Source organism: Curtobacterium sp. MCBA15_013, from assembly GCF_001865095.1.
In the GTDB taxonomy this organism is placed as follows: domain Bacteria; phylum Actinomycetota; class Actinomycetes; order Actinomycetales; family Microbacteriaceae; genus Curtobacterium.
This window is the reverse complement of the sequence record NZ_MJGQ01000045.1, coordinates 438,653-457,480: the sequence shown is the minus strand read 5'-3', so window position 1 is coordinate 457,480 and position 18,828 is coordinate 438,653. Positions and strand designations below refer to the sequence as shown.

Here is an 18,828-nt window from a genome sequence, read left to right as displayed (position 1 = left end):
GCGCCCCGTAGACTGTTCGCGTCCCACCCATCCCCGAAGTGCTGGAGTGAACACGTGCCAACGATCGTCGTCGAGGTCATGCCGAAGGCCGAGATCCTCGACCCCCAGGGCAAGGCGGTGGGCAACGCCCTCGCCCGTCTCGGCAAGGCAGACCTGACCAACGTCCGCATCGGCAAGCGCTTCGAGGTGGCCGTCGACGGCCCGGTCGACGACCAGAAGCTGGCCGAGGTCCGCGAGATCGCCGCCGACGTCTTCTCCAACGCCGTCATCGAGGACGTCGTGTCCGTGACGGTCGAAGGCGAGTGACACCGGTGCGCATCGGCGTCATCACGTTCCCGGGCTCGCTCGACGACCGCGACGCCCAGCGCGCGGTCCGCCTCGCCGGCGCCGACCCCGTCGCGCTCTGGCACGGCGACCACGACCTGCAGGGCGTCGACGCGATCGTCCTCCCCGGCGGGTTCTCCTACGGCGACTACCTGCGTGCCGGTGCGATCGCGGCGAAGGCCCCGATCATGGCCGAGGTCATCGACGCCGCCGGCAAGGGGATGCCCGTGCTCGGCATCTGCAACGGCTTCCAGATGCTCGCCGAAGCACGACTGGTCCCGGGCGCGCACACCCGCAACGCACACCAGCAGTTCATCCGGCGCGACCAGAAGCTCCGCGTCGAGACCACCGCCACGGCGTGGACGAGCGGCTTCACGGCCCAGCAGGAGATCACCATCCCGCTGAAGAACGCCGACGGCCGCTTCGTCGCGGACGCCGACGAGATCAAGCGCATCGAGGACAACGGCCAGGTCGTGTTCCGCTACGTCGGCGTGAACCCGAACGGGTCGATCGACGACATCGCGGGCGTCTCCAACGAGCGCGGCAACGTCGTCGGCCTGATGCCGCACCCCGAGCACGCGACGGAGCCCGGGTTCGGCCCGGACACCCCCGCGGCGATGGCCTCCGGCACGGACGGCCTCACCTTCTTCACCTCCGTGATCGAGTCGACGCTCGTCAAGTGACGACCACGCCGACGAACACGACTCCAGTGACAGGGAACGACACCACCGTGACGACACACGTCCGCCCGAAGCCCGACACCGTCCAGGACGCCGCAGCCACGCCCGACAAGGAGCAGCCGTACGAGGCGCTCGGGCTGAAGGCCGACGAGTACGCGAAGATCCGCGAGATCCTCGGCCGCCGCCCCACCTCGGGCGAGCTCGCGATGTACTCCGTGATGTGGTCCGAGCACTGCTCGTACAAGTCCTCGAAGAACTACCTCCGGCAGTTCGGCAAGAAGGTCACGCCGGAGATGACGAAGAACCTCATGGTCGGCATGGGCGAGAACGCCGGTGTCATCGACGTCGGCAACGGCTGGGCGGTGACCTTCAAGGTCGAGTCGCACAACCACCCGTCCTACGTCGAGCCGTACCAGGGCGCCGCGACCGGTGTCGGCGGCATCGTCCGCGACATCATCTCGATGGGTGCCCGCCCGGTCGCCGTGATGGACCAGCTCCGCTTCGGCGCGATCGACCACGAGGACACGCAGCGCGTCGTCCACGGTGTGGTCGGCGGCATCTCGTTCTACGGCAACTGCCTCGGCCTGCCGAACATCGGCGGCGAGACCTACTTCGACCCGGTGTACCAGGGCAACCCGCTGGTGAACGCCCTCGCGGTCGGGGTCCTCCGCCACGAGGACCTGCACCTCGCGAACGCCTCGGGTGCCGGCAACAAGGTCGTGCTCTTCGGTGCCCGCACCGGTGGCGACGGCATCGGCGGCGCGTCGATCCTGGCCTCCGACACCTTCACCGAGGGCGGCCCGACCAAGCGTCCCGCCGTCCAGGTCGGCGACCCCTTCGCCGAGAAGGTGCTCATCGAGTGCTGCCTCGAGCTGTTCCAGAAGGAACTCGTCGAGGGCATCCAGGACCTCGGTGCCGCCGGCATCTCCTGCGCCACGAGCGAGCTCGCGTCGAACGGCGACGGCGGCATGCACATCTCGCTCGACGACGTCCTGCTGCGCGACCCCACGCTCACCGCCGAGGAGATCCTCATGTCGGAGAGCCAGGAGCGCATGATGGCGGTCGTCCGCCCCGAGAAGCTCGACGAGTTCCTCAGCGTCGTCGGCAAGTGGGAGGTCGAGACCAGCGTCCTCGGCGAGGTCACCGGCACCGGCCGGCTCGTCATCGACTGGCAGGGCCAGGAGATCGTGAACGTCGACCCGCGCACGGTCGCCGTCGACGGCCCGATCTACGACCGCCCCGTGGCCTACCCGACCTGGATCGATGCGCTGCAGGCCGACTCGGCTGCATCGCTCGACCGCCCGGCCGACGGACCCGCCCTCAAGGCGCAGTTCCTGCAGCTGCTCGGCTCCCCGAACCTGGCGTCGAAGAACTGGGTGACGAACCAGTACGACACCTACGTGCTCGGCAACACGGCGCTCTCCTTCCCCGACGACGGCGGCATGATCCGCGTCGACGAGGAGACCGGGCTCGGCGTCACGATCGCGACCGACGCGAACGGCCGCTACTGCCAGCTCGACCCGAAGCAGGGCGCCCGGCTGGCCCTCGCCGAGGCCTACCGGAACGTCGCCGTCACCGGTGCCGTCCCGGCCGCCGTGACCGACTGCCTGAACTTCGGCTCCCCCGAGAACCCCGAGGTCATGTGGCAGTTCTCCGAAGCGGTCGAGGGCCTCGCCGACGGCTGCATGGAGCTCGGGATCCCGGTCACGGGCGGCAACGTGTCGTTCTACAACCAGACCGGCACCACCCCGATCCACCCGACCCCGGTCGTCGGTGTCCTCGGCGTGATCGAGGACGTCGCGCTGCGCGTGCCCTCCGGCTGGCAGGACGACGGCCACAACATCTACCTGCTCGGCACCACGTCGCTCGAGCTCGACGGGTCGGCCTGGGCCGGCACCGTGCACGGACACCTCGGTGGCCGTCCGCCGGCGGTCGACCTCGAGCGTGAGAAGGCCCTCGCGGACCTCCTGCACGCCGCGGCGAACGAGCAGCTGCTCACGAGCGCCCACGACCTGGCGGACGGCGGCCTCGGCCAGACCCTCGCCGAGTCGGTTCTCCGGTTCGGGCTCGGTGCCCGCGTCGTGCTCGACGAGCTCGAGGCCCGCGACGGCGTCGACACCGCCACCGCACTGTTCTCCGAGTCGACCGGCCGCGTCATCGTGACCGTCCGGCGCGAGGACGACGTCCGCTTCCAGGGCCTCTGCGACGGCCGCGGCTTCCCGGTGCTCCGCATCGGTGTCACGGACGCCACGAGCGGGTCGCTCGAGGTCCAGGGTGCGTTCGAGGCGACGATCGACGAGCTGCGCGGCACCCACGGCGCCACGCTCCCGAGCCGCTTCGGGGACGTCATCGTCGAGGACGTGACCGAGGGCTACGTCGGTCGGGGTCCGCTCGACGACCACGGCTCGTTCTCGCCGCGGACCGACTCCTGAACGGGTCGGACCGGAGCGCCACGACGACGGGCACCGACTGATGCCCGTCGTCACCCTGCCGTTCCGTGGACTCGTCGATCGCTTCGGCCCCGTGCCGGAGGGCATCGAGCTCGACGTGTGGGACGTCGAGGCACCGTACGGACGCCCCGACGACGTGGCCATCGCGTTCCTGCCGTTCTACTTCGGTGGCCGGCACCGGTGGCAGTACGTGCACGACCTGCCGAACCTGCGGCTCCTGCAGCTGCCGAGCGCCGGGTACGAGCACGCGGTCCCGCACGTCCCCGGCCACGCGCAGCTCGCGAACGGCCGCGGCATCCACGACGACGAGACCGCCGAACTCGCGGTGGGGCTCGCGCTGACGTCGCTGCGCGAGCTCGGGGCGTTCCAGGCCGACCGTGCGAACGGCGTCTGGGACGCCCGGACCACCCGGTCCCTCGCCGACCGTCGCGTGACCGTGGTCGGCTACGGCGCGATCGGGTCCGCCATCGCGACCCGCTTCGAGGCGTTCCGCACCGAGGTCACCGTGGTGGCGCGGACCGCGCGTGAGCAGGACGGCCGGCAGGTCCACGCGTTCGGCGAACTCCCGGAGCTCGCAGCGACCACCGACGTCCTGGTGCTCATCGCCCCGCTGACGGACGAGACCGAACGGCTGGTGGACGCCGACCTGCTCGCCGCGCTGCCCGACGGCGCCCTCGTGGTGAACGTCGCCCGCGGCAAGGTCGTCGACACCGATGCCCTCGTCGCCGAGCTGCGGTCCGGACGGCTCTCGGCAGCGCTCGACGTCACCGATCCCGAACCCCTGCCCGACGGGCACCCGCTCTGGACGACGCCGAACACGGTCCTGACGCCGCACGTCGGCGGCAACACGGACCTCAGCGTGCCGCGGTCGATCGAGCTGATGCGCCGTCAGGTGGCCGCGCTGGCCGAGGGCCGACCGTTCGAGAACGTCATCGAGTCCTGACCGCCCGGCCGGTCAGTCGGTCAGCAGCGCCATCCCGAGGCTCGGTGCCACGTCGTCGAAGCCGAGCGATCGGTAGAGCCGCTGCCCGGGCGGGTCGCCGACGAGGGTGACGTACGCGCCACGGGGTGCCCGGGAGCGGATGTCCGCGACGAGCCAGGCGACCACCGCACGACCGATCCCCCGGCGTTGGTGCGCCGGGTCGGTCGCGATGTCGGCGATGTGGAAGTACCAGCCGCCGTCGCCGATCGTCCGGCCCATCGCGACGGGCCGCCCGTCGGGATCGAGGACGTGGCAGGCGGACCAGCTGCCGGCGATCGCCCCGGCGCCCTGGTCGGCGTTCTTCGGCGTCAGGCCGGAGTCACGGCGCAGCCGGAGGTAGTCGTCGAGGGGAGGTGGGCCGGGGACGAGGGTGTAGGACGCGTCCATGGGGTCGGTCTCAGACCGGCACGACGACCGGGACGACGCACGCCGGCGTGCCGACCGCGATCTGCGCGACGGCCTCGCCCGGGACACCGTCTTCGCCGAGGGGCAGGACCGCGATCGCGTCGGACATCTGGTTCGCCACGAGGAGGAACCCGGGCACCCGTGCGAAGTGCCGGGGCCACACCCCACCGGAGGACGCCGACCCCACGAGCGACAGCCCGCCGTCGGATGCGTCGAGCACCACCACGAGGTCGCGCCCGCGCACCGCGACGTACACGCGCCCGGCGTCGTCGACCTCGATGTGGCTGAGGAGCGACTCGCCGACCTCGCCGGTGAAGGTCGCCGCGGAGGCCACCGACACGAACGACCCCGAGCCGTCGCGGCGGAGGCGGTGGACCCGGCCGTCGAGCTCACCGGCCACGATGAGGTCGCCCTCGTACCAGGTGAGGTGCCGCGGTCCGACACCCGGGGTGACGTGGTGGACGCGGACCTGCTCGATGCTCGGGGCGCCCGTGATCCGGAACTCGTGCAGGGCGTCGCCGCCGAGGTCCGCCACGAGCACGGTGCCGTCCGGCGTCGCGGTCGACTGGTGGGCGTGCGGGCCCTCTTGCCGGTCCTCGACGGGGCCGGTGGCGTCGGGGAGGACCTCGGTGACGAGCGCCGACGCGGGCACCGTCACCTGGTCGTCGCTGCCGTGCGCGCCGATCAGCCCGTCGCTGCCGAGCACCGACGCGGCGTGCGACTCCGCTGCGGCGAGCGAGACCGCCGTGACGGTACCGGAGACGTAGTTGGTGACGACGAGCGCACCGGACGGGTCGACGCGCACGTGGCACGGGGCGTCGCCGCCGGCCGGAGCGTCCCAGAGGTGCTCGAGCGACGAGCCGCCCAGTCGGAAGGCCGAGACACCGCCGTCGGCCGTCTCGGACACGGCGTAGACCCGGTCACCGGAGACGGCCAGGAAGGACGGGTCGTCGATGACCGCGACCGTGCGAGCCGTCGGCGCGCCGCCGTCCGCACCCCCGACCGGTCCGCCGGGCACGATCGAGATGCCCGTCGCGTTCCCGCCGCCGGTGGCCGTGTACGAGCCGACGAGCAGCGTCGGGAGCGCGTCGCTCACTCGTCGCCGCCGGCGATCTGCTCGTGGTGGTGGATGACCTCGGCGACGATGAAGTTCAGGAACTTCTCCGCGAAGGCGGGGTCGAGGTGCGACTCGGCGGCGAGGGAGCGGAGTCGTGCGACCTGGATCTGCTCGCGCCCCGGGTCGGCCGCCGGCATCCCCGCGGCTGCCTTGAGGTAACCGACCCGCTGGGTGTACTTGAAGCGCTCGGCGAGCATGTGGATGACCGCGGCGTCGATGTTGTCGATGCTCTGGCGGATGCTGGCCAGTTCGGCGACGGCCGCCGGGTCGTACTGGGGCGTGGTGTCGTCGTCGCTCATGCCCCGAGCCTAACGGCCGCGACCGCTCGGCAGGTGTCGGTTACGTCGGCGGCCGGCGACCGGAACCTGAGCGGGAACTGAGCACGGCTTCGGAACTGCGAGAATGGGGACCATGTCAGTCCTGCTCGTGATCTCGTGCGTGTTCGCGGTCCTCGCGGGCCTCGTGCACGTGTACATCTTCTTCCTCGAGTCCGTCGCGTGGACGAGTCCCCGTGTGCGGAAGATCTTCGGCCTGTCGTCCGAGACCGAGGTCCAGGCCACCCGCTCGATGGCGTTCAACCAGGGCTTCTACAACCTGTTCCTCGCGATCGGCGCGATCCTCGGTGTGGTGCTCGCCGTCACGGGCAACGGGGCCACCGGGTGGACGCTCGTGGTGTTCTCGACGGCGTCGATGCTCGGTGCCGCCGTGGTCCTGCTCGGCACGGGTCGCCGGTACCTCAACTCCGCGTTCGTGCAGGGGTCGTTCCCGCTGATCGCTCTGCTCTTCGCGTTCCTCGGTTCGACGTTCGGCGCCTGACCGCAGCGTCGCGACGGGCCGGACGCCGGCTCGCGACGCGACCACAGGACGACGGGAGGCGCGGTGCCAGCCGGCACCGCGCCTCCCGTCGTTCCGCGTCGGCGTCAGCCGAGCTTCGCCTGGAACTCGTCCGGCAGCTTCTCGAGCGCCCACTCGATCGCGGCAGTGGTCCCCATCGAGAACGCCGACGACACGTCCGGGTCGTCGAACACGATGGCGTGCCCGGCCTCGACCGACGGCACCTTCTGGAAGAGCGGGTCGGACTCGGCCTTGGACGCCTCGACGTAGATCGGCAGGATCAGCGTGAGGTCGGCGTCCAGCAGGTCGAGGTTCTCGTCCGACAGGTGCACCGAGAACGCCTTGCCGGCCTGCTCGTCGATCGCCTTCGGGATCGTGAAGCCGAGGTTCCGCATGAACGTCGAGCGGCTGTCCGTCGAGGCGTAGGCCCCGAAGCCCTCGGATGTGTAGGCGCCGACGACCGCCGACTTGCCCGCGAAGTCCGGGTGCGCCTTGCGGGCGGCGGCGTAGGCGTCGTCGAGGCCGGCGAGGAGCTTCTTGCCCGCGGCCTCCTTGCCGAGCGCCTTCGCGATCATCGTGGTCTGCTGCTCGGTCGAGGCGAGGTAGTTCTCGCCGCCCTTCGGGATCGCCACGGTCGGCGCGATCGCGGAGAGCTTCGCGTAGCGGTCCTCGTCACCCGACGACTTCACGTCGAGGATCACGTCGGGCTTGAGCTTGAGGATGTCCTCGTAGCTCGGTTCGAGCGTCTGGATGATCTTCGGCGACTTCGTGTACGCGCCCTTGAGCCACGGCCCGACGCCGTCGCCACCGAACGCGAGCCAGTCGCTCGCGCCGACGGGCTGCACGCCGAGTTCGAGCGCGGTCTCGGCGTCGCCCCAGCCGAGGGCGACGACGCGCTTCGGCTGCGAGTCGATCTTCGTGGTGCCGAGGGCGGTGGTGATGGACACCGGGAACTGGCCGTCGGCGGACGTGGTCGCGGCGTCGTCGGACGACGAACCGGAGCCGGAGGCGCACCCGGCGAGGACGAGGGACGCTGCGACGACGGCGCCGGCAGCGGCGAGCGCTCGGCGGAAGCGGGAGGGAGTTCGGATCACAAAGGTAAGCCTAACCTAAGCGCTCGGCGCGGAACACGCCTGGATAGGCTGACGGGGACATGTACTCCGACCCCTCCCGGACCCGCCTCGCGGTGCTCGGCTCCCCCATCGCCCACTCCCTCTCCCCCACGCTGCACGCAGCGGCCTACGACGTGCTCGGGGTGCCGTTCACGTACGGGAGGCACGAGGTCGCGTCCGGCGGACTGGACGCGTTCGTCGCGGGGCTGGGTCCCGACTGGCGCGGCCTGAGCCTGACCATGCCGCTCAAGCGCGAGGTCCTGCCGATGCTCGACCGGACGACCCCGCTCGTCGACGAGCTCGGGGTCGCCAACACCATCGCGTTCCGCACGGTCGGCGACACCGTCCTGCGGTCCGGCGCGAACACCGACGTCGAGGGGATCGTGCGCCCGGTCGAGGCGCTCGGACACCTCCCGGGCGAGGCGACCGTCCTCGGCGGCGGTGCGACCGCGGCGAGCGCCCTCACCGCGGCCGTGCGGCTCGGGGCGTCGCTCGTGCGGGTGTTCCTGCGCGACACCGCGAAGGCCGGACAACTCGTCCACCTGGCCGTGCGGCTCGGGGTCTCGCTCGAGGTGCTCCCCCTGACCGAGCTGCCGGGGACCCGTCACGGGTTCGTCGTCTCGACGCTGCCCGGGGGTGCGGCGGACACGCTCGACCTCGTGCCGTCGGGGCCGGACGCGGTGCTCTTCGACGTGGCCTACGAGCCCTGGCCGACTGCCGTCGCGACCCGGTGGGCGGACGCCGGCGGGCGCGTGCTGAACGGGCTCGACATGCTCGCCGAGCAGGCCCTCGGGCAGATCCGGTTCTTCCTGAGCGGTGACCAGGACGAGCTCCTGCCGGCCGAGGCCGACGTGCGGAGGGCGATGCGCGCCTCCGTGGGCCTGCCGGAGACCATCGGGGCCTGAGCCTCGGTCAGCGTCGAGCTCGCGCCTCGGCGTCGAGCAACGCGACCGAGACGTCCCAGAGCCGCTCGGCGGCGGCCGGGTCGAGCGCCCACGGGAGCACGCCGTGCAGCCCGTCGGTGATGCGGTCGACGACGGCGGCCTCGTGGCAGTCCTCGAAGTACCGGCCGCTCACGCCGTCGAACTCCGGAGCGGTGGCGAGGAGCACCGACGTCGCCGCGCCCTGCTCCGGGGACTTGACGACGTCCGCCGCGGAGACCTTCGTCGCCGCGAGCACCTCCGGGTCCCAGTGCTTCTGCAGCCCCGTCCAGATCCCTCCGGGCATGCACGCGTTCGCCGTGATCCCGTCGGCGGCCCATCGTCGTCCGACCTCGACGGCGAAGAGGACGTTGGCGGTCTTCGACTGGGCGTAGGCGAGTCCGGGCTCGTACGGGCGACGCCGGAAGAACAGGTCGTCGAACACGACCGGCGAGCTGCCGTGCCCGCTCGACGACAGCGAGACGATCCGCGCACCGGAGGCCGCGGCGAGCGCCTCGTGCAGCCCGATGGCCAGCGCGAAGTGCCCGAGGTGGTTCGTGGCGAACTGCGTCTCCCACCCGGCCGAGGTGTACGACTCCGGGCTGTCCATCACCCCGGCGTTGGCGACCAGGACGTCGAGGGGACCGGACCACGACGCCGCGAACGCTTCCACGGAGGCCGGGCGGTCGAGGTGGAGCTCGGCGACGTCGGGTGCCGTGCGCCCGGTGGTGCGGGCGATGTCCGCCGCGACCCGCTGTCCGGCCTCGACGTCGCGGACCGCCAGGGTCACGGTCGCGCCGGCCCCGGCGAGCGCTCGGGCCGTCTCGACGCCGATGCCCGAGGCGGCACCGGTCACGACGGCGGTCCGTCCTCGGAGGTCGAGCCCCGCCACGACCTCGGCGGCGGTGGTGTGGGCGCCGAAGGCGGCGAGGTCACGGTCCGGCACGGTGTGCTCCTGTCTGCGGACGGAGGCGCTCAGGACACCGTGCCGTCCACGTAGGACCACCGGCCGTGCTCGCGCACGAAGTCGCTCGTCTCCTCGAGTGTGCCCCGCTCGTCGTCGGTGCGCCACCACGCGCGGAAGGCGACGGTGCCGCGAGAGTCGAACGGGCCGCCGGACTCCGTCGACAGGATGTCCAACCGCGTCCAGCGCTGGGCCGGGTCGAGCTCGAGGCTCGCCGGGCGGGTGCGCGGGTGCCACGTCTGCAGCAGGTACTCGGGCAGGCCGAGGGCGAACGCGCTGAACCGCGACCGCATGAGCCGCTCGGCGGTCGGGGCCGCGGCGCCCGCGTGCAGCGGGCCGCAGCACTCGCCGTAGGGGTTGCCGCTCAGGCAGGGGCAGCGCGACTCGTCGGTGACCACGGGCGGCACGCTAGTCGACGATCGAGAGTGCGACCGTGATGTTGCCGCGGGTGGCGTTCGAGTAGGGGCAGATCTCGTGCGCGCGCTCGGCGAGACGCTGGCGCTGCTCGGGTCGGGCGGCCGGAGCGTACACGTCGAGCTCGACCGCGAGGCCGAAGCCCCCGTTGCCGGTGCCGCCGATGCCGACCTCGGCCGAGACCTCGGCGCCGGTCGTGTCGACGTCGAGCTCCCGGCCCGCGGCGTGGAGCGCCCCGAGGAAGCACGCGGCGTACCCGGCGGCGAAGAGCTGCTCGGGGTTCGTGCCCTCGCCGCTGCCGCCCATCTCCTTCGGCGGACGGGTGTCGAGGTCGAGGCGGTCGTCCTCGCTGCGCACGTGTCCGTCGCGGCCGCCTCCGGTGGCGTGGGCGGCGGCGGTGTAGACGATGTCGAGACTCATGGCACGAGCGCATCGTGCGTTCCTGGACGACCGCTGGAGCGGGGCGCAACGGCGGGCGGCGGCGGTCGGTCGACGAGGACGCGTCGGGCGTGTCCGGCCCCACCGCTGTCAGCTTCACGGAGTAGACGGAACCTCGTGTTCAGACTCGGGTGGCAGGTGCTGCGGGAGCGGATCCCCACGGTGGTCGATCCCGCACGCGCCCGTCGTGCCGTGTGGATCGCCGCCGCGTGCTCCGTGGTCGTGCTGGTCGGCGCCGTCGTGCTGGAGCTCGCGTTCGGCTGGGCCGGTACGGGGCCCGTCCGGCCGGTCGTGGTCATCGCGCTCGTGTCCCTCGGCCTCGGCTCGATCGTGTTCTCCGGCTTCCGGACCGACCGTCCGCTCGACCCGGCAGCGACCATCAACGGGCGCCAGGTCCGGCCGGACTGGCAGATGAGCGTGCGGTGGTCGGTGCAGCCCTACCTGGCGAGACGGCAGCTCCCGGTGACCCCTGAGGACCGTGCGGCGGTGCTGACCGACGTCGGACTCCTGCAGCGCGGGCTGGTCCGGCGGCTGACGCGGCTCACCCCGCTCCTCGGCGGGATCGCACTGCTCGGGATCGCGGCCTTCGCGCGAAGCGACGTGCGGCCGATCGCGCTGCTGTGGGCAGCGGTGTACGTCTGCACGCTGCCCGACCTCGTGGTGCGGCTCGGCCGCTCGGAGCGCGCGCGGCTCGCAGCCCTCGCGGTCGATCCGCCGGCCGGAGACGCCGATACGGGGAAGCACGGGGTCGACGGTTCGAAGGTGCGGCTGCCCGGTGACTGAGGCCCGCGAGCAGGAACCCCGGACCGTCTTCCGCACCGGGTGGCAGGTGTACCGCGAGCGGCTCCCCGAGCTCGTCGACCGGCGCCACCACCGCCGTGCCGTCCGCGTCGGGATGGTCGTCGCGGTCGTCGCGTTCGCCGGGCTGCTGCTCCTGGGGGCGTTCGTCGAGCGCCTCGACGGAGCCGTCCCGGTCGCTGCCGGGGTCGTCGTGGCGCTCCTGGTCGCCGCGGGCATCGGGTGCGTCGGTGCCGCCCTCACGCCGATCGGTCCCCGCGGATGGGCCCTCCCGCCCGTGCCCGGCATCGGGTGGCGCACACAGGAGGCGATCGCCCGGTACTTCCGCCGCAACCCGCCGCCGGTCGCGCCGGAGCACCGCGACGCCGTGCTGCAGGGCATGCCGGCGACCCGCGACCTGCTCGTCCGAGCGGCGTACCGCTCGCTGTTCCTCACGGGCGGGTGGATCGGCATCGTCCTCGGCACCCTCGTGTTCGACGTGGCCTCGTCGGTGGGCAGCGACACCGTGATCCTGTTCCCGGGCGTCTGGATCTTCTCGATCGTGATCACGAGCGGCACGGGGATCATCGGCATCCGGACGCTCGGGCGCCAGGAGCAACTCCGCGTCGAGGCCGAGGCGTTGCCGCCCGGCCCGCCCGCGCCGCGCCGAGGCCGCCCCGACAGCCCGAGCGGCAGCAAGCTGGCCCTCCCGGGCGAGTGAGCGCGTGAGCGCCTGAGCGCGTGTCGGTGGCACCGAGCACACTGGGCGCATGTGTGGAAGGTTCGTCGTCTCCGACACCACGGCCGATCTGCTGCCGGAACTGATCGGTGAGCTCGCCGACCGGACCGAGCACGTCGACGAGGACACCGGCGTGGTCGGCACCGGCCTGGTCCCGAGCTGGAACGTCGCACCGACCGACCCGGTCTTCGCGGTCCGGCAGCGGCACGGGCAGCGCGAACTCCCGCAGATCAGCTGGGGGTTCGTACCGAGCTGGGCGAAGGACTTCCAGAAGCAGCGCCCGAAGCCGATCAACGCCCGCATCGAGACCGTCGCGACGAGCGGCATGTTCAAGCGGGCGTTCGCGACGAACCGCTGCATCGTCCCCGCCCAGGGCTACTACGAGTGGGTCGTGCGCGAGGACGGCAAGGAACCGCACTTCGTCCACGAACCCGGCGGTGCCCTCGCGATGGCCGGCGTCGTGAGCGCGTGGCCCGACCCCACGAAGCCCGACGGCGACCCGGACAAGTGGCGGCTGTCCCTGGCGATCATCACGCGGGACGCCCACGTGGCCCCGGGCGAGGTGCACGACCGCATGCCGGCGTTCCTCACCCCGGACGGCTACGACGCCTGGTTGGACACCGAGCAGGGCGGCCTCGGACAGGACGACCTGCTCGCCCTGCTCGACCACGAGTCACTGACGGTCGCGGCGGGCCTCGAGCAGTACGAGGTCTCGCGTGCGGTGAACAGCGTCAGGAACGACGGGCCGCAGCTCATCGAGCGGGTCGCCTAGCCACGCCGCTCAGCAGACGTCGGACCCCGGCGTGGTCATCCCCACAGTCACGTCCGACACTTCCTGGGTCCGCAGGGTCCCCAGCGGCCCGGTCGTCGTCACCCGGAGCCCGGTCAGGTGTCCGCCGTGCGCCAGGCTCCTCGAGCGCATCTCGGCGACGACCCGGACGTCGTGGTGCGGCGCGATCACCGTGCCGTCGGCGTCGAGGACCTGCGCGCCGTCGACGACGCTCGCGGTGTCGCCCATCAGCGCGCCCGTGCCGGACCCCCGGACCTTCTCCGCGAGGACGACGCGCACCGAGCGGAGCCCGGAGTCCCACGTCGCACGGACGCCCCGGAGCGTGACGGGCCGGTCGGACGGGTTCCGCAGGACGAACCCGGCAGACATCCGGGTCTCGTCGCGTCCGGCCTCGTCGTCCGACCACCCGCCGCAGACGCCGCTCGCGCCCAGCGCGCGCAGCGGCGCGGGCGACGAGGTGACGACCACGAGCCCGGCGAGCAGGACGAGTGCCGCGACGACGCACGTCGCCAGCACCGCGCATGCAGACGGGCCCGCTCGGTGCGGGATGGTCGCGTGCTCGTCCGACGTCATGGTCCCCCCGGTCCGGGCCGAGCGTCGGCCCACGTCGAGAGCATGACAGACAGGAGGCCCGGATCACGTCAGCCGATCGGCTGACGTGGTCCGGGCCCGCAGTCCAGAGCGTCAGGCGCCGTCGCGACGCACGTCCGGCAGGAGCACGTGGAGCCGCTCGGCGAGCCGCAGCTGGGCTTCCTCGAGCGACCGGAAGTCGCCGACGTACTGCCCGAAGGTGTCGGACACGAAGTAGTGCGCACCCTGGCGGTCGACGGTCCCGCCGTAGTAGCCGCCGTAGTTCGCCGCCCAGAGCCCCGTGTCGGGCCGCGACCAGAGGATGCGCGGGTGGACCGGCTCGTCGACGTCGGTGTCGACGACGAGGTCGACGTGGGCGTCCATGCCGGTGATCGCGACCATGGTGGCGGTGTCGACGGTCACCTCGGTGTGCTGGTGGTGGTCGACGGGCGTGCTCATGGTCGTGCTCCTCTTGGTGCGTGCTGCTGTGGTGCGGCGTTCCGTGGTGCGGGTGGTGCGGGGTGGTGCGGTGCTCCGGGGAGCGACGTGCTAGTCGACCGGGCGGATCACGGACGGCAGCATCACGTGCAGCTGGTCCGCGAGCTTCGCCTGTGCCTGCTCGAGCGACGCGAAGTCGCCGACGACGAGGCCGAACGTGTCCGAGGCGACGTAGCGGTCGTGGCGCTTGTCCACCGATCCGCCGAAGTACCCGCCGTAGTTGGCGACCCACTCGCCGTCGTCCTCCTGCGTCCAGGTGAGCTTGGCGCGGGCCGGGCGGGCGTGCGGTTCGGCCTGGGCTTCGAGGATGGCGATCGTGTCGACGGTCTCGGTGTCGAGCGTGACCTCGGCTCGGGTGTCGGTGCTGACGGTGGTGCTCATGTCGCTCTCCTTCGCGATCCGGGGTACATCGGCTGACATGAGAACGCTACGAGACCGACCCCTCCACCCGCCAGCGACGCCCGCCGATTCACGGGTTCCGTCAATGCGTCCCATCGGCGAAGCCCGGGTTTCCGGGGTCGGGCGTCGCACTTCCGGGGTACAGGGGACAGATCGGGGTACTCGTTCTCCGGCCAATCCGATGGAGGACCGTCAGGCGCTCGTTCGGCCAGCAGCCCGGCGGTACGTCCCCGGTGTCATCCCGGCCAGCGGCGTGAACTGCTCGATGAACTGGCTCGTCGTCGCCCAGCCGCAGGCCGCCGCGACGTCGGTGACGCTGTGTCCTCCCGCGAGCAGCACGAGCGCACGGTGCACCCGGAGCTGCAGGCGCCACTGCCGGTACCCCGTGCCCGTCTCCTGCCGGAACAGCCGGGTCAGCGTCCGTTCCCCGAGCCCCGCCCAGGCCGCGAGCTCGGCGAGCGACAGCGGGGTCGACAGGTCGCGCTCGACCCGTCGCACCACCCGGCGCAGCCGGGGGTCGCGCGGCTCCGGCAGGTGCAGCGGCTGCTCCGGCGCGGACGCGACCTCGTCGACGACGACCGCACGGAGGTGGGACCTGGCCGTCTCGGAGCGCGGCGCCGGTGTCGTGAGGGCGAGCAGCGCCTCCCGTGCGAGCGGTGAGACGGACAGGACCGCAGGGCCGGACGGGAGGCGCGCGGCGGCCTCCGCGGACAGGTACACGATCCGCATGTCGGTCACCCCGTGGGCCCGGTGCCGGTGCTCGGCACCGGCCGGCACCCATGCGACCCGGTTCGACGGAGCGATCCACGCACCGTCGGCGGTGATGAGCGACAGCACGCCCGTCGCCGCGTGCACGAGGTGACCGAGCGGGTGCGCGTGGGGCGGGACCGTCTCGGCGTGCTCGAAGCGGTACGCCGCCTCGGTGCGGTCGTCGACGATCCGCTCGTGGGCGTGGCTGGAAACCGACATCGAGCGGCAGCATACGTGTTCCGGGCCGGTCCCGCCGGGTGGTGGGATCGGAGCATGACCACCGCTTCCACCACCGTGCCCGACACGAGCCCCCGCCGGCGACTCCTGGCCGCCTGGTACGTCGGCGCCGGACTCCTGCTCGTCGCGCTGAACCTGCGGATGGGCGTGGCGTCGGTGGGTCCGGTCCTCGGTACCGTCGAGCGCTCCCTGCACCTCGGGCCCTCGGCGGCGAGCCTGCTCACCACGATCCCGGTGTTCGCGTTCGGGGCGTTCGCGTTCCTGACGCCGCTGCTGACCCGGCGGATCGGGCTGCACCGGCTGCTCGGCCTGACGATGGCCGTGCTCGCTGTGGGCATCGCGCTGCGGATCGAGCCCCACGGCTGGGCGCTCTACGGCGGCACCGTGCTGGCCGGCGCTGCGATCGCGGTGGCGAACGTCCTCATGCCCGCGGCGATCAAGAGCGACTTCGCGCACCGGGTCGGGCTGATGACGGGGCTGTACTCGACGGCGCTGTTCCTCAGTGCCGCGATCGCCTCGGCGGCCGTCGTCCCGCTCGCGACGGCGTTCGGGTCGTGGCGACCGGCACTGGCGTTCTGGGCGGTGCCGGCGGTCGTCGCGTTCCTCGTCTGGTTGCCGCGGGCGCTGCGGAACCCGGGGCACACCGGGCGCTCGCGGACGGTGGACGACGCTCCGGTCCAGGCCGCCGACGAGCCGACGTTCGCCCGCCTGTTCCGCGACCCCGTGGCGATCGCGGTGACCGGGTTCATGGGGTTGCAGAGCCTGTCGTACTACGCGTTCCTCACCTGGGTGCCGACGGTGTTGCAGGACGCCGGGGTGACCGCGCACGATGCCGGTCTGATGCTCGCGTACTCGAGCCTGCCCGGGATCGTCACCGGGGTGACCGGGCCCGCGATCGCGCGGCGACTGCGACCGACGTGGGTGCCGGTCGTCGTCGTGGTGGTGCTCTGCGCGGTGGGGTTCGTCGGGCTGCTCGTGGCTCCGGCCGCCGGGGCGTGGCTGTGGATGACGTTGCTCGGGCTCGGGCAGGGCGGCGCGATCAGCCTCTCGTTGAGCTACATCGTGTGGCGGTCGCCCGATGCCCGGCACACCGCGCACGTGTCGACGATGGCGCAGGGGACGGGGTACCTGCTCGCGGGGCTCGGACCGCTCGGGATCGGGTTGCTGCACACGGCGACCGGGGGCTGGACGGTGCCGGTCGTGGTGCTGCTGGCGCTGCTGGGGGTGCAGCTCGTGGCGGGCGTCGCCGCGAGTCGCGAGCGGCAGGTGCTGGCGCGGCGCTGAGCGGCGGGCGGCCGGGGCGCAGGGCGCCCGCGCGTCAGCGCCCGGCGCGCAGTGTGCCCGCGCGTCAGCGCCCGGCGCGCAGTGTGTTCGCGCGTCAGCGCACGGCGCGCAGCGCGTCCGCGACCACCACGAGCGCCGCGGCGATCTCGTCTGCCACCCGCTCGTGCGTCGCCATCGACCGGCGGTACGGGTCGTCGACGTCGTCGTCCGCCGGGTCCGCGAGCGGCGGCACGGTCCCCCGCAGTCGGGCCACGAGTGCGACGAGCTCCTCGGGCGTGGACACGCCGGCGAGCTCGGCCGGCTCGAGCCCGTCGAGCACCCGGGCGAACTGCTTGACCGTGAACGCGCGCTTCGCCGTCCGGGGCGCGAGCGAGACCACGGCCGCACGGTGCGAGCGCTCGGCGGTGAGCACGAGGTCCGCCGACCCCGCGATCGCCGCGGTGAGGTACCGCGCACGGTGTCCGTCGGGCGACCCGCCGAGCCGCACGGACTGCGCTGCGGCGGCATCGTCCATCGGAGCGCCGTCCTGCGCGATGGTGCCGGCGGACTCGACCACGAACGCGGGTGCGTCCGGGCCGAGCCGCGCCGTGAGGACCTGTGCGCCGAGCGGCGAACGGCAGATGTTGCCGCTGCAGACGAACAGGACCCGCATCGTCAGGCTGCGGTGTCGCCGAGCAGGTCGTGCCGCACGACGATGGCGTCACGCCCGGGGCCGACACCGATCGCGGAGATCCGCGCCCCGGACATCGCCTCGACCGCGAGCACGTAGTCCTGCGCGTTCTTCGGCAGGTCCTCGAACGAGCGGGCACCCGTGATGTCCTCGGTCCAACCGGGGAACTCCTCGTAGACGGGCTTGGCGTGGTGGAAGTCCGACTGGTTGACCGGGACCTCGTCCACGCGGACGCCGTCGACCTCGTACGCCACGCAGACGGGGATCGTCGACAGCCCGGTGAGGACGTCGAGCTTCGTCAGCACGAAGTCCGTCACGCCGTTGACGCGCGCCGTGTAGCGGGCGATCGGGGCGTCGTACCAGCCGCAGCGGCGCGGGCGACCCGTGGTGGTGCCGAACTCGAAGCCGTTGGCCCGGAGGAACTCCCCCGACTCGTCGAACAGCTCGGTCGGGAACGGACCGGCGCCGACGCGGGTCGTGTACGCCTTGACGATGCCGATGATGCGCTCGAGCTTGCCCGGGCCGATGCCCGAACCGGTCGCCGCGCCACCCGCCGTCGCCGAGGAGGAGGTCACGAACGGGTAGGTGCCGTGGTCGACGTCGAGCATGGTGGCCTGGCCAGCCTCGAACAGGACGGTCTCCCCGCGCTCGAGCGCACGGTGGATCTCGAGCCCGGTGTCGGCGACCATCGGACGCAGGCGGTCCGCGAAGGACAGCAGCGACTCGACGACCTCGTCGGCGTCGATCGCGCGCCGGTTGAAGACCTTCACCAGCAGGTGGTTCTTCTGGTCGAGGGCCGCTTCGACCTTCTGGCGCAGGATGTTCTCGTCGAAGATGTCCTGGATGCGGATGCCGACGCGGTTGATCTTGTCGGCGTAGGTCGGGCCGATGCCGCGACCGGTGGTGCCGATCTGGCGCTTGCCGAGGAACCGCTCGGTCACCTTGTCGATCGTGCGGTGGTAGTGCGTGATGACGTGGGCGTTCGCCGACACGAGCAGCTTCGAGGTGTCGACGCCGCGGGCCTTCAGCGCGTCGAGCTCCTGGAAGAGGACCTCGAGGTCGACGACCACGCCGTTGCCGATGACGGGCGTGACGCCCGGCGTGAGGATGCCGGAGGGCAGCAGGTGCAGGGCGTACTTCTCGCCGCCGACGACGACCGTGTGCCCGGCGTTGTTGCCGCCGTTGAACTTCACGACGTAGTCGATGCGGGACCCGAGGAGGTCGGTGGCCTTCCCCTTGCCCTCGTCGCCCCACTGGGCTCCGATGATCACTGCAGCGGGCATCTGGTTCTCCTCACGTTGGCGGAGGACCTCACACGACCAGTCGGGCCGGTGGTCCACCCGAGTCTATCGGACGGCCACCGGCACGCTACCTGCCGGTCGCCCGGCGCTGCCGTCGCAGCGCCCCGCCGTCTGTCCGACGGAAGGTACCGGAGACGGACTGGAGGCGCGGTGCCAGCCGGCACCGCGCCTCC

23 protein-coding genes are annotated in these 18,828 nt (G+C 72.3%); 10 read left to right on the top strand and 13 right to left on the bottom strand.

The annotated features are described in order from the left end of the window. The first annotated feature begins 54 nt into the window (after window positions 1-54). From purS to BIV01_RS16060, 4 genes are read left to right on the top strand one after another with little or no spacing between them, the layout of a single operon-like run. Window positions 55-306: a phosphoribosylformylglycinamidine synthase subunit PurS gene (gene purS / locus BIV01_RS16075; protein WP_070417019.1), complete on the top strand. Its 252-nt coding sequence runs from the start codon at window positions 55-57 to the stop codon at window positions 304-306. Window positions 307-311: 5 nt separating this feature from the next. Next, entirely contained in the window at window positions 312-1,007 is a 696-nt protein-coding gene (purQ, locus tag BIV01_RS16070; protein WP_031263015.1) for a phosphoribosylformylglycinamidine synthase subunit PurQ, read from the top strand. Window positions 1,008-1,054: 47 nt separating this feature from the next. Continuing rightward, window positions 1,055-3,436, top strand: a complete 2,382-nt coding sequence (gene purL, locus BIV01_RS16065; protein ID WP_254791856.1) for a phosphoribosylformylglycinamidine synthase subunit PurL — start codon at window positions 1,055-1,057, stop codon at window positions 3,434-3,436. A 40-nt stretch (window positions 3,437-3,476) separates the two neighbouring features. Then, complete coding sequence (locus tag BIV01_RS16060; protein ID WP_071294462.1) at window positions 3,477-4,397, top strand: 2-hydroxyacid dehydrogenase; 921 nt, start codon at window positions 3,477-3,479, stop codon at window positions 4,395-4,397. A gap of 12 nt (window positions 4,398-4,409) precedes the next feature. Here the strand turns inward: BIV01_RS16060 and BIV01_RS16055 are convergent, their stop codons facing one another. The 3 genes from BIV01_RS16055 to BIV01_RS16045 are packed head-to-tail and all read right to left on the bottom strand — an operon-like array spanning window position 4,410 to window position 6,257. Continuing rightward, window positions 4,410-4,823 carry a GNAT family N-acetyltransferase gene (locus BIV01_RS16055; RefSeq protein WP_071294461.1) on the bottom strand — a complete coding sequence of 138 codons (414 nt, stop codon included), beginning with the start codon at window positions 4,821-4,823 and terminating at the stop codon, window positions 4,410-4,412. A 10-nt stretch (window positions 4,824-4,833) separates the two neighbouring features. Further along, window positions 4,834-5,937: a lactonase family protein gene (locus tag BIV01_RS16050; protein WP_071303486.1), complete on the bottom strand. Its 1,104-nt coding sequence runs from the start codon at window positions 5,935-5,937 to the stop codon at window positions 4,834-4,836. Further along, on the bottom strand, window positions 5,934-6,257 hold the full coding sequence (locus BIV01_RS16045) for a chorismate mutase (protein ID WP_070417024.1): 324 nt from the start codon (window positions 6,255-6,257) through the stop codon (window positions 5,934-5,936). The genes BIV01_RS16050 and BIV01_RS16045 overlap by 4 nt, the downstream gene beginning before the upstream one ends. Window positions 6,258-6,369: 112 nt before the next feature. On the opposite strand from BIV01_RS16045, the gene BIV01_RS16040 reads away from it, so the two are divergent. Then, window positions 6,370-6,774, top strand: coding sequence for a DUF1304 domain-containing protein (locus BIV01_RS16040; protein ID WP_083295407.1), 405 nt, complete (start codon window positions 6,370-6,372; stop codon window positions 6,772-6,774). A 104-nt stretch (window positions 6,775-6,878) separates the two neighbouring features. Here the strand turns inward: BIV01_RS16040 and BIV01_RS16035 are convergent, their stop codons facing one another. Further along, complete coding sequence (locus BIV01_RS16035) at window positions 6,879-7,886, bottom strand: iron-siderophore ABC transporter substrate-binding protein (RefSeq protein ID WP_071303485.1); 1,008 nt, start codon at window positions 7,884-7,886, stop codon at window positions 6,879-6,881. Window positions 7,887-7,945: 59 nt separating this feature from the next. Here BIV01_RS16035 and BIV01_RS16030 point away from each other — a divergent pair, with 59 nt between their 5' ends. Next, the gene (locus tag BIV01_RS16030) at window positions 7,946-8,809 is read left to right on the top strand and encodes a shikimate dehydrogenase family protein (RefSeq protein ID WP_071303484.1); all 864 of its coding nucleotides are present in this window, start codon (window positions 7,946-7,948) and stop codon (window positions 8,807-8,809) included. A 7-nt stretch (window positions 8,810-8,816) separates the two neighbouring features. Here BIV01_RS16030 and BIV01_RS16025 read toward each other — a convergent pair whose 3' ends face one another. From BIV01_RS16025 to BIV01_RS16015, 3 genes are read right to left on the bottom strand one after another with little or no spacing between them, the layout of a single operon-like run. Further along, on the bottom strand, window positions 8,817-9,770 hold the full coding sequence (locus BIV01_RS16025; protein WP_071303483.1) for an SDR family NAD(P)-dependent oxidoreductase: 954 nt from the start codon (window positions 9,768-9,770) through the stop codon (window positions 8,817-8,819). Window positions 9,771-9,799: 29 nt separating this feature from the next. Beyond that, window positions 9,800-10,186 (bottom strand): YchJ family protein, encoded by a 387-nt coding sequence (locus BIV01_RS16020; protein ID WP_071303600.1) that lies wholly within the window; start codon window positions 10,184-10,186, stop codon window positions 9,800-9,802. 10 nt (window positions 10,187-10,196) lie between these two features. Next, the gene (locus BIV01_RS16015; protein ID WP_071294457.1) at window positions 10,197-10,622 is read right to left on the bottom strand and encodes an organic hydroperoxide resistance protein; all 426 of its coding nucleotides are present in this window, start codon (window positions 10,620-10,622) and stop codon (window positions 10,197-10,199) included. Between the two features lie 135 nt (window positions 10,623-10,757). On the opposite strand from BIV01_RS16015, the gene BIV01_RS16010 reads away from it, so the two are divergent. The 3 genes from BIV01_RS16010 to BIV01_RS16000 are packed head-to-tail and all read left to right on the top strand — an operon-like array spanning window position 10,758 to window position 12,928. Next, entirely contained in the window at window positions 10,758-11,423 is a 666-nt protein-coding gene (locus BIV01_RS16010; RefSeq protein WP_071303482.1) for a hypothetical protein, read from the top strand. Further along, complete coding sequence (locus BIV01_RS16005; protein ID WP_071303481.1) at window positions 11,416-12,138, top strand: hypothetical protein; 723 nt, start codon at window positions 11,416-11,418, stop codon at window positions 12,136-12,138. The genes BIV01_RS16010 and BIV01_RS16005 overlap by 8 nt, the downstream gene beginning before the upstream one ends. Window positions 12,139-12,187: 49 nt before the next feature. Next, complete coding sequence (locus BIV01_RS16000) at window positions 12,188-12,928, top strand: SOS response-associated peptidase (protein WP_071303480.1); 741 nt, start codon at window positions 12,188-12,190, stop codon at window positions 12,926-12,928. 9 nt (window positions 12,929-12,937) lie between these two features. Here the strand turns inward: BIV01_RS16000 and BIV01_RS15995 are convergent, their stop codons facing one another. The 4 genes from BIV01_RS15995 to BIV01_RS15980 all read right to left on the bottom strand — a co-directional run bounded on the left by BIV01_RS15995 (window position 12,938) and on the right by BIV01_RS15980 (window position 15,382). Next, window positions 12,938-13,519, bottom strand: a complete 582-nt coding sequence (locus BIV01_RS15995) for a hypothetical protein (RefSeq protein ID WP_071303479.1) — start codon at window positions 13,517-13,519, stop codon at window positions 12,938-12,940. A gap of 111 nt (window positions 13,520-13,630) precedes the next feature. Beyond that, window positions 13,631-13,975 (bottom strand): hypothetical protein, encoded by a 345-nt coding sequence (locus tag BIV01_RS15990; RefSeq protein WP_071294452.1) that lies wholly within the window; start codon window positions 13,973-13,975, stop codon window positions 13,631-13,633. Window positions 13,976-14,065: 90 nt separating this feature from the next. Next, complete coding sequence (locus BIV01_RS15985) at window positions 14,066-14,395, bottom strand: hypothetical protein (protein WP_071303478.1); 330 nt, start codon at window positions 14,393-14,395, stop codon at window positions 14,066-14,068. A gap of 210 nt (window positions 14,396-14,605) precedes the next feature. Further along, complete coding sequence (locus BIV01_RS15980) at window positions 14,606-15,382, bottom strand: AraC family transcriptional regulator (RefSeq protein ID WP_083403142.1); 777 nt, start codon at window positions 15,380-15,382, stop codon at window positions 14,606-14,608. A 54-nt stretch (window positions 15,383-15,436) separates the two neighbouring features. On the opposite strand from BIV01_RS15980, the gene BIV01_RS15975 reads away from it, so the two are divergent. After that, a complete protein-coding gene (locus BIV01_RS15975; RefSeq protein ID WP_071303477.1) occupies window positions 15,437-16,684 on the top strand; it encodes an MFS transporter in 1,248 nt (415 codons plus the stop codon). A 94-nt stretch (window positions 16,685-16,778) separates the two neighbouring features. Here BIV01_RS15975 and BIV01_RS15970 read toward each other — a convergent pair whose 3' ends face one another. Together BIV01_RS15970 and BIV01_RS15965 are read right to left on the bottom strand one after the other, a co-directional pair. After that, on the bottom strand, window positions 16,779-17,336 hold the full coding sequence (locus BIV01_RS15970) for an arsenate reductase/protein-tyrosine-phosphatase family protein (RefSeq protein WP_071303476.1): 558 nt from the start codon (window positions 17,334-17,336) through the stop codon (window positions 16,779-16,781). A 2-nt stretch (window positions 17,337-17,338) separates the two neighbouring features. Beyond that, window positions 17,339-18,637 carry an adenylosuccinate synthase gene (locus tag BIV01_RS15965; RefSeq protein ID WP_070417034.1) on the bottom strand — a complete coding sequence of 433 codons (1,299 nt, stop codon included), beginning with the start codon at window positions 18,635-18,637 and terminating at the stop codon, window positions 17,339-17,341. Between the last annotated feature and the right edge of the window lie 191 nt (window positions 18,638-18,828).